The organism is Halobellus ordinarius (assembly GCF_031823395.1).
Classification (GTDB): domain Archaea; phylum Halobacteriota; class Halobacteria; order Halobacteriales; family Haloferacaceae; genus Haloquadratum; species Haloquadratum ordinarius.
Genome location: NZ_JAVQKJ010000002.1, coordinates 1 through 13,577 on the forward strand (window position 1 = coordinate 1; position 13,577 = coordinate 13,577).

The 13,577-nt window shown below is 63.4% G+C and carries 14 protein-coding genes; 9 read left to right on the forward strand and 5 right to left on the reverse strand.

The annotated features are described in order from the left end of the window. The 7 genes from RJT48_RS00270 to RJT48_RS00295 form a co-directional block, all read left to right on the forward strand. Window positions 1-198, forward strand: a 198-nt coding sequence (locus RJT48_RS00270) for a hypothetical protein (protein WP_311170223.1), incomplete at its 5' end; no start/stop codon positions are given. A gap of 63 nt (window positions 199-261) precedes the next feature. Continuing rightward, window positions 262-903 (forward strand): Era-like GTP-binding protein, encoded by a 642-nt coding sequence (locus RJT48_RS00275; protein WP_311170224.1) that lies wholly within the window; start codon window positions 262-264, stop codon window positions 901-903. Between the two features lie 5 nt (window positions 904-908). Continuing rightward, window positions 909-1,298, forward strand: coding sequence for a DUF2073 domain-containing protein (locus tag RJT48_RS00280; RefSeq protein ID WP_311170226.1), 390 nt, complete (start codon window positions 909-911; stop codon window positions 1,296-1,298). 74 nt (window positions 1,299-1,372) lie between these two features. Next, on the forward strand, window positions 1,373-2,335 hold the full coding sequence (locus tag RJT48_RS00285) for an OapC/ArvC family zinc-ribbon domain-containing protein (protein ID WP_311170227.1): 963 nt from the start codon (window positions 1,373-1,375) through the stop codon (window positions 2,333-2,335). Between the two features lie 99 nt (window positions 2,336-2,434). Then, window positions 2,435-2,524, forward strand: coding sequence for a hypothetical protein (locus RJT48_RS20710; protein ID WP_425604684.1), 90 nt, complete (start codon window positions 2,435-2,437; stop codon window positions 2,522-2,524). Window positions 2,525-2,625: 101 nt separating this feature from the next. Then, window positions 2,626-3,429 carry a DUF7089 family protein gene (locus RJT48_RS00290; RefSeq protein ID WP_311170228.1) on the forward strand — a complete coding sequence of 268 codons (804 nt, stop codon included), beginning with the start codon at window positions 2,626-2,628 and terminating at the stop codon, window positions 3,427-3,429. 270 nt (window positions 3,430-3,699) lie between these two features. After that, window positions 3,700-4,677 (forward strand): D-2-hydroxyacid dehydrogenase, encoded by a 978-nt coding sequence (locus RJT48_RS00295; RefSeq protein WP_311170229.1) that lies wholly within the window; start codon window positions 3,700-3,702, stop codon window positions 4,675-4,677. A gap of 70 nt (window positions 4,678-4,747) precedes the next feature. Here RJT48_RS00295 and RJT48_RS00300 read toward each other — a convergent pair whose 3' ends face one another. From RJT48_RS00300 to RJT48_RS00320, 5 genes are all read right to left on the reverse strand, one after another. Continuing rightward, on the reverse strand, window positions 4,748-6,127 hold the full coding sequence (locus tag RJT48_RS00300) for an aspartate aminotransferase family protein (RefSeq protein WP_311170230.1): 1,380 nt from the start codon (window positions 6,125-6,127) through the stop codon (window positions 4,748-4,750). 459 nt (window positions 6,128-6,586) lie between these two features. Then, window positions 6,587-6,835 carry an acetyl-CoA carboxylase gene (locus RJT48_RS00305; RefSeq protein WP_311170231.1) on the reverse strand — a complete coding sequence of 83 codons (249 nt, stop codon included), beginning with the start codon at window positions 6,833-6,835 and terminating at the stop codon, window positions 6,587-6,589. Window positions 6,836-7,012: 177 nt separating this feature from the next. Beyond that, window positions 7,013-7,984, reverse strand: coding sequence for a 5-oxoprolinase subunit C family protein (locus RJT48_RS00310; protein ID WP_311170232.1), 972 nt, complete (start codon window positions 7,982-7,984; stop codon window positions 7,013-7,015). Then, window positions 7,984-8,883 carry a 5-oxoprolinase subunit B family protein gene (locus tag RJT48_RS00315; RefSeq protein ID WP_311170233.1) on the reverse strand — a complete coding sequence of 300 codons (900 nt, stop codon included), beginning with the start codon at window positions 8,881-8,883 and terminating at the stop codon, window positions 7,984-7,986. Before RJT48_RS00315 ends, RJT48_RS00310 begins: the two co-directional genes overlap by 1 nt. Window positions 8,884-9,039: 156 nt before the next feature. Then, window positions 9,040-10,671: a TCP-1/cpn60 chaperonin family protein gene (locus RJT48_RS00320; protein WP_311170234.1), complete on the reverse strand. Its 1,632-nt coding sequence runs from the start codon at window positions 10,669-10,671 to the stop codon at window positions 9,040-9,042. Window positions 10,672-10,805: 134 nt separating this feature from the next. Between RJT48_RS00320 and RJT48_RS00325 the strand changes: the two genes are divergently transcribed. Both RJT48_RS00325 and RJT48_RS00330 read left to right on the forward strand, forming a co-directional pair. Continuing rightward, window positions 10,806-11,915 carry an ABC transporter ATP-binding protein gene (locus tag RJT48_RS00325; protein ID WP_311170235.1) on the forward strand — a complete coding sequence of 370 codons (1,110 nt, stop codon included), beginning with the start codon at window positions 10,806-10,808 and terminating at the stop codon, window positions 11,913-11,915. 275 nt (window positions 11,916-12,190) lie between these two features. Further along, on the forward strand, window positions 12,191-13,534 hold the full coding sequence (locus RJT48_RS00330; RefSeq protein ID WP_345784718.1) for an acetyl-CoA carboxylase biotin carboxylase subunit: 1,344 nt from the start codon (window positions 12,191-12,193) through the stop codon (window positions 13,532-13,534). The last annotated feature ends 43 nt before the right edge of the window (window positions 13,535-13,577 follow it).

Consider the following 13,577-nt stretch of genomic DNA (forward strand, 5'->3'; position numbering starts at 1 on the left):
ACTGGACACACCAACGTAACCACTGGACACACCAACGTAACCACTGGACACACCAACGTAACCACTGGACACACCAACGTAACCACTGGACACACCAACGTAACCACTGGACACACCAACGTAACCACTGGACACACCAACGTAACCACCGGACGACAGTTCGCCGTCGATAGCCTGTCTGACGCAGTGTTTAAGTGAACACGGAAATGTGGTTCCTTCATACGCCCTCTTCGAGCGGAACCGGAGGGCCGGGAGGCCAGGATGGGACTGTTAACAGACCTCAAAGACAGCATCTCACGGGCCGTCGACCGGATGTTTTCGGACACCGAGCCGAAACGGATCGGGATCTATGGACCCCCGAACGCCGGAAAGACGACCCTCGCAAACCGAATCGCACGGGACTGGACGGGCGACGCCGTCGGTCCGGAGAGCCACATCCCGCACGAGACTCGACGCGCGCGCAGAAAGGAGAACGTCGAGATCGAGCGCAACGGCAAGACCGTCAACATCGATATCGTCGACACTCCCGGCGTCACGACGAAAGTCGACTACAAGGAGTTCCTCGAACACGATATGGAGAAAGACGACGCCGTTCGCCGCTCACGGGAAGCGACCGAGGGCGTCGCCGAGGCGATGCACTGGCTCCGGGAGGACGTCGACGGCGTCATCTACGTTCTCGACAGCACCCAGGATCCGTTCACGCAGGTGAACACGATGCTCATCGGGATTATCGAGAGCCAGGATCTTCCGGTGCTCATCTTCGCGAACAAGACCGACCTCGGGGAAGCGAACGTCCAGCGCGTCGCGAACGCCTTCCCGCAGCACGAGACGGTCCCGCTGTCGGCGCTCGAAGGGAACAATATGGACGAAGTCTACGGGAAGATCGCGGAGTACTTCGGGTGAGACCGATGCCGGAAGTCACACCAGGAGAGACCACCGATGGTGTCCAGATCGACCTCATCAGCGGCGCCCGGATGGAGGGGCTGACGAGTATGGAGAAGATCCGCCTCATCCTCGACGGCGTCCGCGACGGCAACATCGTCGTCCTCGAAGAGGGCCTGTCCCCCGACGAGGAGTCGAAGCTCATCGAGGTCACGATGACCGAGATCAGCCCCGACGAGTTCAACGGGATCGAGATCGAGACGTATCCACGGTCCGGAAGCACGAACCAGGGCTTTATCGGACGGTTGATCGGCAAGGAGTCGACGAAGAAACTCACCGTTATCGGCCCGGCGAACCAGATCGAAACGCTCCACAAAGACGAGAACCTCATCAGCGCACTCGTCTCACGGAAGTGAACCGCGGCGCCCCGCGACACGTTCCACCCGAACGGGACGCATCCCCCACGAAACGCACACACTAACCCACACAGATGCCCCACGAATGCACCAACTGCGGACAGGTGTTCGCCGACGGTTCGAAGGAGATGCTGTCGGGGTGCCCGAACTGCGGCGGAAACAAGTTCCAGTTCCAACCGTCGTCGGCGATGGACGCCGATCCAGGCGCCGAGACACACGAAGCTGACACCGGCGGGAACACCCCCAGACGCGACTCCGGCGGTCCGTCGACCGGATCGAACGCGTGGAGCGGGACTGCCGATCGCGCACTCGACGACACGAGCGGAGCGGACAGCGACCCCGAAGCGGGATCGCCGCACGCCGAATCCGCCGGGTCCGCAGAGTCCGCCGAATCTGCCCAGCAGCCGGACTCGTCCCGCCAGTGGGTGAATCAGCGAGACGGAGAGGCGTCCGATATCACCACCGACTCCACGGGCGACCACGAATCGCCGCTCGTCGATGACTCCGGACCCGACGCCGACACGGGCGCTCCCCACGCCGACTCCGGACCCGACGCCGACACCGACGCCTCCGACGTCGAATCCCCGCCCGACGCCGATCCTGCGTCAGACGACTCCCAGTCGGCGGAACGGGGGCCTCTCGAAGACACGGCACAGGCGAGCGCTCGCAGCGACGTCGTCTCCCCCGACGAAATTCCCGCTGCAGGGCGTGACAGCTCCGATCGCCGACAGCAGGACCCCGCGTCGTCGTCTCCTTCGGGGGCCGACCGGCCAGACCGCGACGGCCCGCCGACCGACGCCGATGGCAGAGTTATCGAACCGTCGAGCGAGGACCGTCCCGACCTCGAAGACCTCCGGGAGGAACTCAACGAGCAGTTCGAGAGCATCCGTATTGTGGCTCCCGGCGAGTACGAACTCAATCTGATGGAACTGTACGACCGGACCGAGTACATCATCTCTCTCCAAGAGGACGGTCGGTACGTCATCGAGGTCCCGGACACCTGGGACACCACCCCCGATCCCGGCGACGATACCTGAGACGACGGATTCGATGACGACGGATTGCGACGGTACACAACGAGGCTTCCGTCGCGACGGATTGAAGCTTTTAAGCGCTATCGCGGAGACGGAGTCTGTATGAGTCAAGCGACGAAGATCGTTCTCGGTACCGTCGGCGTGTCGGCTATCCTCGCGATCGCCATCATCTTCGCACTCGCGTTCGGGTGACGGTCCCCCGAGACCCACTCGGCTGTCCGAACTGCTGAAACAGTCCCGGAATCCACTTCGCGTAGCGGACCTCTCAAGCAGCTCCGTCTCCAACAACGGGTATGTTCGACCGACGCGAACTCTCCGAAGATGTCGCGGCCGTCCGCGCGGAGCACGCCCCCGACTCGATCGTGCTGGATACGGCGGCCGATTTCGAGACGATCCCGCCCGCAGCAGCGGAGGATCTCGGCCTGCTCGTCGACGCGCTCGACCCGGCCACGTACCCGAATGAGTGGCTTCCACCCGACGCCCCGAGCCCGCTTGTCGCGTACGCGGGGGCTGATTTCACTGTCGGAATGCCCGGGGACGGCACCGTCGTCTGGACGCGACAGACGTCCCCGCCGACGGTCCTCGTGAAGAAACGCGCCGAAGGTACCCCCGACCCCTTCCTGGAGTTTCTCCTCGCGGAGGCGTTCGTCCAGGTGGGAACGGACGCCCCCGAGCATTTTCTTCCATTCTTCGGCGAGGGCTACCGCGAACTCGACGATGCGGTCCCCCTCGGTCCCGCGGACGTCTATCAGATCGCCGCCGCCCTCTACGACGCCTGGCTGGGGCTCCAGACCCGCGAGACGTTCGCCGCGTGGGAGGGCGATCACCCGGGACTCTACGACGCGTGGGCCGATGCCGGCGAGAGACTGGAAGGTCGCCTGTCGACGCTTCCTCGCGCGGTCGCACGCGGGGAGACTTCCTTCCCGGAGGCGACCGAGTACGCCTGCTCGGCGATCAAACACGGGCTGGGTCTCCCCGCCCCGTTCGCCGCGCTCGACACGCAGGCGTTCGTCGAATACGGCGCCGAGTACGGGGTCCGCTGGGCCGAAAAGACGTTCGAGAAACTGGAAACGAGCGCCGAGACCGACTCGGCGTAGTCTGCGATCAGGGGTGAATGGCTCTGCGATCAGAGGAAAGCGGATCTGGGATCAGAGGAAAGCGGCTCTGGGATCAGAGGAAAGCGGATCTGGGATCAGAGGAAAGCGGCTCTGGGATCAGAGGAAAGCGGCTCTGCGATCAGAGGAAAGCGGATCTGGCATCGTGGCTGTGCGGTCCCGACATCTGCAAAACCAGGTGCTCTCGTCACAAAAGATAAATCCGCAACCGTTGAGGGGAGAGTAGACCCGAATTCGGGTATACCAACCTCTATGACAGACACTGATGTCGATATTCTGGTTCTCCGAGAAGGAACCGAGGGACTCTCGATGGCCGCCTACGCCGACAAGCTTCGCGAACGACTGCCGGACCGGGCTGTGGTCCACGCCCGAACGCCGCAGGAGGAACGGGAGTACATCTCGACCGCCCGGATCGTCACCGGTAACACGATCGACGAAGGTCTCCTCGAACGCGCGGACCGTCTCGAACTGTTCGCGTGCACTTTCGCCGGGACCGACCACCTGCCCGGCGACCGCCTCCGCGACCGCGGCGTCACCGTCACGAACGCCAGCGGGATCCACGCCCCGGGGATCGCCGAGCAGGCGCTCGGCCAGATGCTCGTGTTCGCCCGGGGGCTCCACGAAGCGTGGCGCCGGCAGAAAAACGGCGAGTGGCGACACTTCGGCCCGGGCGAGTTCACTGGCAGCACCGTGACGATCGTCGGTCTCGGCACGATCGGCCAAGCCCTGGCGCAGCGCCTGCAGGGGATGGATGTCGAGTCGATCGGCGTCCGCTACACGCCCGAAAAGGGCGGCCCCACCGACGAGGTCGTCGGATTCGACCCCGCGGCCGTCCACGACGCCCTCGCCCGGAGCGACTACGTCGTCCTCGCCTGTCCGTTGACCGAGACGACCCGCTCGCTGATCGATCGGGCGGCATTCGCAACGATGCAACCCGACGCAGTCCTGGTGAATATGGCGCGCGGCGGCGTGGTCGATACCGCCGCACTCGTCGATGCTCTCAAAACGGAGAAGATCCGCGGGGCGGCACTCGACGTCACCGAACCCGAACCGCTTCCGGAGGATCATCCGCTGTGGACGCTGGAGAACTGCCTCATCACTCCACACATCGGCGGCCACACCCCGAAGCACTGGGATCGGCTCGCCGACATCGTCGCCGAAAACGTCGACCGGTTGGCTGCGGGCGAGACACTCACCAACGTGGTGTCCGCTCCGGACGACGAGACCTGACAAAAAACAGAGTTGTTCCAGCGAACCCGTCGGCGAACAGAATCGCGAAGGGAGTCGCGAGCGGAGCGACTTACTCGGCGACGGCGGCGGTGACTTCCGTGATCGCGTCGGCGATGATATCCAGTGCGGTCCGGGTCTGCTCTTCGGTGATGACCAGCGGTGGCAGGAGCCGGAGGACGTTGCTGTGCTGGCCGGCCTTCCAGACGAGCAGTCCGTGCTCGTAACAGTATTCTTGGACGTCTTCGACGATGTCGCCGGCGTCTTCGACGGATCCGGTTTCGTCGACGAACTCGGCGCCGATCATCAGTCCCTTCCCGCGGACCTCGGCCACGTGCGGGTTCTCGTCGGCGACTTCCCGCAGGCGCGACTGGATCAGTTCACCCATCTCGGTCGCGTGATCCAGGAGGTCGTGTGCTTCGATGTACTCGATCGCCCGGAGGCCGGCGCGCATCGCGGGCACGTTCCCGCGGTACGTCCCGGCGTGATCCCCGGAGTCCCAGGTGTCGAGGTCCTCGTGGTAGATCGTACAGGAAAGCGGCAGTCCGTTCCCGCCGAGGGCCTTCGCGCTCGTGATGATGTCCGGCGTGATGTCGTAATGTTCGCTGGCCCACCACTCGCCGGTCCGGCCGAACCCGGCCTGGATCTCGTCGACCATCAGCGGCACCTCGGCCTCGTCTGCGATCTCGCGGAGGCCCTTCATAAACTCCGTCGGCGGGACGACGACGCCGCCCTCGCCCTGAATCGGTTCGACGAAGATCCCTGCGGGGTTTGCGAGTCCGCCGTACGGCTCGGTCAGGATCGATCGAACCTCCTGGAGGGCGTGGTCGACGGCCGCCTCGGGGTCCCTTCCCTCCTGGAACGGATACGGGTAGGGGGCATGCACGACGTCCGGAAGCATCGGCGTGTAGTGGCCCTTGAATCCCTTGTTCGCCGTGAGACTCATCGCGCCGGCGGTCGCGCCGTGGTAGGAGTTCCTGAACGCGACCAGTCCGCTCCCCTCGGTGTTGAACTTCGCGAGTTTGATCGACGCTTCGACCGCGTCGCTTCCCGTCGGCCCGCCGAACACGACGCGGCTGTTCCCCGACAGGTCGCCCGGGGCCAGCTCCTCGAGCTTCTCGATGAGGTCCAGTCGGGCTTCGGTCGGGAAATCGACCGTGTGGACGAACTTGTCCGCCTGTTCGTACATCCCCTCCATCACGTAGGGGTTCGTGTGCCCGACGTTGAGCACCCCGATGCCCGCGAAGAAGTCCAGAAACGTGTTACCGTCGACGTCCCGAACGGTCGCGCCGCTGGCTTCGTCGAGCGCGATGGGGATGTTCTCCGGGTAGGCGACTGCGCTACTGTCGATTTCGCGCTGTCGTTTGAGGAGTCGCTTGCTCTCCGGACCCGGAACGCTGTCGACGTTCGGTGCGTCGTCGAAATGTAGTTCGTGTATCTCTGGGCCGACCATACTGACCGTTTCGGCTCGTATAATAAATAACTTTGTTACCTATTTATGAATCAGGTACATAATATCTCTCATTTATCGGATGAGGTCTATCTACGCTCGTTTCGGTCTCTCGCCATCGCCCCGGCGGTCGCTCCCCGGGTGATCCCAGTCCGCTCCCGGGGGATGTCTATAGTAGCGTTTGCAAGTCTTCGCTCACACGATCGCACGACAGCGTGCGATCGGATGAGTAATCAGTTGCAAACGCTACTATAGCGGACACTCGACGACTCCTTTACGGGGCCGACTCTTTCGTGATTCCGACTCCTTTATGAGACCGACTCCGTCGTGAGTCCGACTCCTTTATGAGACCGACTCCGTCGTGAGTCCGACCCACCAGCCACTCTCCGAAGTCACCCTCGGAAACGGCATTTCGTCTCATCTGTAGGTGCGCGAAAACCGGAAGCGCCCGCTCGGACGGCGTCAGACGGGAGCGATCTCGACGAGTTCGTCCCCTGCGTCGACTTCCGACTCGTGCTCTGCGAGGAACTCGACGACCTCGCCGGCTTCGTCGGCTTTCACGTCGTGGAAGTTCTTCATCACGCCGATGAGACCGACGACGTCTCCCGCCTCGACTTCCTCACCCTCGTCGACGAATACGGGGTCTTCGGGGTCGGGACGTCGATAAAACACGCCCGGCATCGATGCTTTGATGACGACATTCTCGGCCATATCGTTCCGTATGTGCCGACGCCGATCTACATATATCTTCCCCTTGGTCCGGGCTGTCAGCCGAATACTGACTCTCCTTTGAGAAACCTGGAAAAAATGGAAACATATCCAACTGCGTGTCTCCCGTGGCCGGTCACACCGGCCGCCGACACGAGGAGTTGCCTACTGCAACTGCTCTCACTCGAGGAGCGCTGTTCGCACCGACTCCAGTTGCTCGTCGTGCTGCGCACGAGCGTCCAGCGCCTCGTCGATGTCGATCGCCTCGAAGGTGATGTTCCGGTGGGTACGGGCCTGTGCGAGCATGTTCCGGTCGATACTGATGACCGTCCCGACGGTCGCGTAGCCGCCGCCAGTCACGGCGTCCTGCATCAGGATGATCGGCTGTCCGGCCATCTGGATCGAGCCGACCGGATATCCCAGGTCGACGACGTTCGTCGCGTCGGGACCCGCCCCGAAGGGCTGTTCGCGCTTCTCGAACATCGGCTCGATGTCCGGACCGGTCAGTCGGCAGCCGACCCGATCGGCCTCGTCGCTGACTTTCCACTCCGCACCCAGGAACTCCTCGCGCCCTTCGTCGGTTAACCGATAGTCACAGAGTCCCATCACGATCCGGATCGTGTCGTTGTTCGCGTAGTCCGGGACGTTTTCGCTGTCGACCGACGCTCCGACGGGCGCGCTTTCAGTCGCCTCGCCGATCGCGAGCGTGTCACCGTCTTCGAGGGCACGCCCCTCGTAGCCGCCGATCCCGATGAGCGTGTACGTCGACTGGCTCCCCATAATCGACGGGACGTCGATGCCGCCCGCGACGCTCAGATACGACCGGACGCCTTCGGTCGCGAACTCGAAGGAGAGGGTGTCGCCCGCCTCGACCTGCACGGCGCTCCACATCGGTACCGGCTCGCCGTTGAGCTTCGGTTCCATGTCGGCCCCCGTTGCGGCCACGACGGCGTCCTCGCCGAATTCGAGGTCGGGACCCGCATACGTCATCTCGAGGGTGGCCGCGCTCTCGTCGTTGCCGACGAGGTAGTTCGCGACCTTGTGGGCGTACTGATCCATCGCGCCCGACGGCGGCATCCCGATGTGATAGTGCCCGTACCGACCCGTGTCCTGTACCGTCGTAGACAGTCCCGATTCGACGACTTCGATCATTACTGTAGCACCTCCTGGATCCGCTGGTTGTAGCCATCTGGGTCCTCGAAGAACTCCTCGGGATGGAAGTCGATCGTCCCCATATTGTACTCGTAGGTTCCGTTTTCGACCTCCTCTCGGATCGCGTCGTACTCCGCCCGGTCGATCTGGCGGTAGTTGAGAATGTCACCCGGGTTCGGGAGGACCATCGACTCCTGGAAGTCGGCCAATTCCTGATCGACGTCCAGCACCTCGACCGGCGTCCGACCGAACAGCTGGTAGCCGCCGGCCCCCTTGACGGGATAGATCGCGGTAAACGCCCCGCCGTAGCCGACCGCGCGGCTCGGCGTGGCCGTCCGCGGTTGGACGTACTTCGGGACCTCGATCTGCTGCTCACGCGGGACCATCTGGAAGGTAAACGGCAATCCGGGCACGAACCCGACCATCGTGACCATCTGCGGGGCTCCCGAGTGGGCGTCGATGAACGCCTCGACGCTGTCGAAGCCGTTGATCCGCGCCGAGTACTCCAGGTCGGTCGCGTCGGGGTCCTGGTGCCGCTCCCGGAACTGCATCAGCGTCTCGTGAGTCCACTCGTCCTGGTACAGTACCGGGATGTCGATGACCCGGGCCTCCCAGGTGTACTCGGCGATGTCGATGTCCTCTTTCAGCTGTTTGAGTTCCTCGATGAGGTCGTCCGGATTCTGCTCGGCGGGATCGAACCGGATCATGTACGAGGCGTTCGACGGTGCTACCTCGACGATACCGGGGAGGTCCCGCTCTCTGATCTCCTGACAGATTGCCTGCGCTGTGAAGTTCGCGTCGAAGCTCATCTCCTCTGCGAGTTCCACGAACACGTGGTCGTCTCCCCCGTATTCGTATCTGGGCGAGGAGAGCTCCTGTCGCTGGATACCGTTCGTCATCTCTCTGGGTGTTCAGTTTCTCTTCTCCGAGTTATAGATTCTGGTAAATCTCCGCTGGCTAATACTTTTGAGAATATGACGTACAACAACGGAATCGATACCGGAACGTCATCCGATATTGGACGTGCAGACCGGCACAAGGTTTCTATCTGCTACTCAGACGACATCTCGCTCCGGATCGGGCTGGAAATCGTAGTCGTCTTCGACCTCGTCGTCGTCGTCAGCGGCCGGGAGAGTGTCGTCGATGCGGACGAGTTGAATGACGACGTCGGACGCCGCCGTCACGGCGCTTTCGACCACTGGCGCGAGATCGAACGGGCCGCGGTCACCCGCGTCGCGCACGACCTTCTCGTCGGCGTCGAAGACGGCGTCCGCGCCCGACGCCCGAAGCCGTGTGAGCGTATCGATCGGATCCCCGCCCGCGTTCCGAACGAGCGTCCGTGGCAGTGCTTCGAGCGCCTCGGCGTACTCGTCCATCGCGACCGCAGAGCGGTCGCCGACCCCCTTGGCCTCGTCCCGCACGGCGGCCGCGATTTGCATCCACGTGCCGCCGCCGCCCGGCACGAGCCGGGTCCCCTGTAAGATCGTCCGACCCGTCGAAATTCCGGACATCAGCGCGCGCTGGATCGACGTCGCGTCGTACTGAAGTGCCCCCGAGATCACGAGCGTCCCGACTTCGCTCTCCGCACACTCCTCGATCCGCACGTACGTCTTGTCGCCCGATTCGACCGTGACTCGCCCCGCGGAACCGACGTCTTCGGGGCCGATGTCGGTGTTCCCCATCACGATCCTGGCGCCGGTCGCTCGCGACACGCGACGGGCTTGCGGGGCCTGGAGACTCCGGAACGCGGTGATACCGGCCTTGTCGAGCTCCGCGATCGCGCGATCGCTGATTCCCATCGTCGTGAACACGACATCCACGTCGGCGTCGACGAGCGCCTGAACCTGGGCTTTCACGTCCTCGACCTCGTGCTGTCGGAACGCCTCGAGATCCTCCGGCGTCTCGGCCTGCAGGGTCACTTCCGTCCGTCCTTTCCCCGTACTCCCGCCGGTCCGTTTCAGTTCCCGTTCTTCGATCCCGTGGCCCGCCTTCTTCCCGCCGCCGAGGACGGCGATCCGTGCGTCCTCGAACTGCCGTGCTGTGTTCGGTGTTACCGGCTCCCGTTCGAGAAAGAGTCCCCGCCGGAATTCGACAGCGGGGGCCGACGCACCAGTCCGGTGGTGAAACTCGACGTGATCGACGCCGATCCCCCTGGTTCCGCGGTCCCGTGCGCGCTGGGTGAGTCTGGCCGCTTCGATCACTGCCTCGACGCTGCCGTCGAGTTCGGTGGCCCGACCGAGCGACGCGCGGATCGCCGCACGGCTTCGTGGGTCGTCGAGGTCCGCGACCGGCGTTCCGGGATCCGCAACTGCGGCGACCGCGGCGCGCTGTCCGCGATGAAAGCCCTTGGCGATGGTCGCCCGGTGCATCCCCTTCGCCAACAGGTCGTCTGCCCGGTCACCGAGCGCCCCGATGAGCAGGGCAACGGCGGTCGACCCGTCGCCGGCGGTCTCCTTCTGTTCGACCGCGGCGTTGGCTGCGATGCGAGCGCCCGGATGGACAAGATCGAGCGTGTCGAAGAGCTGGTGGAGATCGCCCGTGACGACCGTCTCGCCGTCGGTGACGACGAGTTTGTCCCGCCCGCCGGGTCCGTAGAGCCCCGCTGCCAGTCCGCCGAGCTGTACGGCACCATCGAGCACAGCGTGGTCCTCGCCCGCGTCTGCGGAGGTGATCGAACTCGAATCCATTCGTGCATATAGGACACCCTCCCACATCTAAGCCTTTTCTTTATATGCGATCTAATTTCGAACCACAAACTCGGGACTGTGTTGTTCTCCCACAGATGGATTTAAATATACCCGTCGTCAGTATTCGATGAAAAATGAACGCGGAGGCCAGCGAAGAAACTACTACGCCCGAGCAGAACGTCATCGAAATTCGGAACCTGCGGAAGGAATACTACGGGCCCGAAACCGTCGTCGCCGTCGACAACGTCGATCTCGACATTCGCGAAGGGGAGTTCTTCACGATCCTCGGTCCCTCCGGCAGCGGCAAGTCGACGCTGCTACAGATGATCACCGGCATCGAGACCCCGACTGACGGGGAGATCCGGATCGACGGCGATCTGGTCAACAACGTGAAATCGTACAACCGGAACACGACCCTCGTGTTCCAGGAGTACGCCCTGTTCCCGCATATGACCGCCCGAGAGAACGTCGAGTACGGACTGATGCTCCGCGGCGTCTCCGAAGCCGAGCGCCGCGAGCGGGCGGACGATATGTTCGAGCTGATGGATCTCGTGGGGAAGGAAGACCGGAACATCCAAGAGCTCTCCGGCGGCGAGCGCCAGCGCGTCGCGACGGCTCGCAGCCTCGTCATCGAGCCCGACGTGCTCCTCTTAGACGAGGTCCTCGGCGCGCTCGACGAGAAACTCGCAAAGGAGATGCAGGTCGAACTGAAGCGCATCCAAGAGGAGGTCGAAAAGACGTTCGTGTTCGTCACGCACAGCCAGGAGGAGGCGTTCTCGATGAGCGACCGGATCGCGATTATGAACCAGGGCAACGTCGAGCAGGTCGGGACGCCGCTGGAAATATACAACAACCCGGCCTCGGAGTTCGTCGCCGACTTCCTCCAGATGCCTAACCTCATCACTGGCGAGATCGTCTCGGTCCACGACCGACTCGTCACCGTCGAGAGCGACGGCATCGAGTATCGGATCGCCAAAAAGAAAACCGCCGGCACCCCCGCCGTCGGCGACGAACTGACGTTTCTGATTCCCAACGAGCGGCTGCTTTTCGACAACGACCACGAGAACACCTTCGAGGCGGTCGTTACCGATACGATCTTCAAGGGATCCTACACCGAGTACGCTGTCCAACTACTGAACGACCGCGAACTCCGGGTCCACGAAACCACCGGCGAGTCGCTCCTCTCGGAGGGCTCGGAGGTCAAGGTCGGCTTCGCGCCCGACGCCGTCGTCGTGTTCTCGTAGTCTGCCGGTCTCTCCGTCGTCGTGGTCTCGTAGTCTGCCGGGCTCTCCGTCATCGTGGTCTCTTAGTTCACCGGGCTCTCCGTCGTCGTGGTCTCGTAGTTCGCCGGCCTCTCCGTCGTCGAAACGGTGACAGCGTTTCGCTGTCTCCGGAGCTGTTGTTTCGCTGCCTCCGGAGCTATTGAACGCTGTCCCGCATACAAATTCTATTCCGAATAGCGTACGAATATACGGCTTATCAAAAGACTAATATTGGAGATACGGCGTAATTGACCCGTATGTTTGACAGTGTCTTGGTCGCGAACCGGGGGGAGATCGCCGTCCGTATCATCCAGGCCTGCCGTGAACTCGGCGTCGACGCCGTCGCGGTGTACAGCGACACCGACGAGTCGGCAAAGCACGTGCGCCTCGCCGACGAGGCGTACCACATCGGCCCGTCGGTCGCCCGGGAGAGCTACCTCAATCAGGAGGCGATCATCGACGCCGCCCGCGAGGCCGGCGTCGACGCGATTCACCCCGGATACGGGTTCCTCGCGGAGAACACCGGGTTCGCGGCGAACGTCGAGGACAGCGACTTCAAGTGGATCGGCCCGCCGAGCGACGTGATGGACGACTTCGGCGAGAAGACGAAATCGCGCAAGATCATGCGGCGCGCCGACGTGCCGATCGTCCCCGGGACGACCGATCCGATCGAAAGCGTCGCGGAGGTCCGGGAGTTCGCCGAGGAACACGGCTACCCGGTGGCGATCAAGGCCGACGGCGGCGGCGGCGGTCGCGGGCTCAAGGTCGTCCAATCCGAAGACGAGATCGAATCGCAGTTCGAGAACGCGAAACGCGAGGGGGAGGCGTACTTCGACAACGATACCGTCTACGTCGAGCGGTTCCTGGAGAACCCCCGTCACATCGAGGTGCAGATCCTCGCCGACGAACACGGAAACGTCCGGCATCTGGGCGAACGGGACTGTTCGACGCAACGCCGGCAGCAGAAACTCATCGAAGAGACGCCGAGTCCGGCTCTCGACGAAGCGACCCGGGGCGAAGTCTGGGATGCCGCCCGGCGCGGCGCGTCGGAAGCCGGGTACGTCAACGCCGGTACCGTCGAGTTCCTCTACGAGGACGGCGACTTCTTTTTCCTCGAAGTCAACGCCCGGATTCAGGTCGAACACGCCATCACCGAAGTCGTGACCGGGATCGACATTGTCAAATGGCAGATCCGGATCGCCGCCGGCGAGCACCTCTCGTTCCCGCAGTCCGCGGTCGAGCCCCGCGGTTCCGCAATCGAGTTCCGGATCAACGCCGAGGAGCCGAGCAAGGAGTTCGCGCCGATGCCCGGTGAAGTGACGACGTACCGGCCGCCCCGAGGTATCGGGACGCGCGTCGACGACGGCATCGACCAGGGCGACCGGATTGCCCCGTTCTACGACTCGATGTTCGCCAAGTTCATCGCCGCCGGGGAAGACCGCGAGGAAGCGATCAGTCGCGGACTGCGCGCCTTAGAAGAGACCACGATCGAAGGCGTGCCGACGACGATACCCTTCCACCAGCAGGTACTCACGGACGAGCGGTTCCTGAACGCCGAGCACACGACGAAGTTCGTCGACGAGGAACTCACGATCGAGTGAACTGCCTCAGGGTCAAGCCCCGAGGTACTCGCCTTGTTTCATC

What these genes read in the sequence shown, in the direction of transcription:
- RJT48_RS00315 (WP_311170233.1), bottom strand. Translation starts at nt 8,883, where the DNA reads ATGACGAACGGTATCCAGCGACAGGAGCTCTCCTCGCCCAGATACGAA.
- RJT48_RS00320 (WP_311170234.1), bottom strand. Translation starts at nt 10,671, where the DNA reads ATGGATTCGAGTTCGATCACCTCCGCAGACGCGGGCGAGGACCACGCT.
- RJT48_RS00310 (WP_311170232.1), bottom strand. Translation starts at nt 7,984, where the DNA reads ATGATCGAAGTCGTCGAATCGGGACTGTCTACGACGGTACAGGACACG.
- RJT48_RS20710 (WP_425604684.1), top strand. Translation starts at nt 2,435, where the DNA reads ATGAGTCAAGCGACGAAGATCGTTCTCGGTACCGTCGGCGTGTCGGCT.
- RJT48_RS00300 (WP_311170230.1), bottom strand. Translation starts at nt 6,127, where the DNA reads ATGGTCGGCCCAGAGATACACGAACTACATTTCGACGACGCACCGAAC.
- RJT48_RS00275 (WP_311170224.1), top strand. Translation starts at nt 262, where the DNA reads ATGGGACTGTTAACAGACCTCAAAGACAGCATCTCACGGGCCGTCGAC.
- RJT48_RS00280 (WP_311170226.1), top strand. Translation starts at nt 909, where the DNA reads ATGCCGGAAGTCACACCAGGAGAGACCACCGATGGTGTCCAGATCGAC.
- RJT48_RS00325 (WP_311170235.1), top strand. Translation starts at nt 10,806, where the DNA reads ATGAACGCGGAGGCCAGCGAAGAAACTACTACGCCCGAGCAGAACGTC.
- RJT48_RS00330 (WP_345784718.1), top strand. Translation starts at nt 12,191, where the DNA reads ATGTTTGACAGTGTCTTGGTCGCGAACCGGGGGGAGATCGCCGTCCGT.
- RJT48_RS00290 (WP_311170228.1), top strand. Translation starts at nt 2,626, where the DNA reads ATGTTCGACCGACGCGAACTCTCCGAAGATGTCGCGGCCGTCCGCGCG.
- RJT48_RS00295 (WP_311170229.1), top strand. Translation starts at nt 3,700, where the DNA reads ATGACAGACACTGATGTCGATATTCTGGTTCTCCGAGAAGGAACCGAG.
- RJT48_RS00285 (WP_311170227.1), top strand. Translation starts at nt 1,373, where the DNA reads ATGCCCCACGAATGCACCAACTGCGGACAGGTGTTCGCCGACGGTTCG.
- RJT48_RS00305 (WP_311170231.1), bottom strand. Translation starts at nt 6,835, where the DNA reads ATGGCCGAGAATGTCGTCATCAAAGCATCGATGCCGGGCGTGTTTTAT.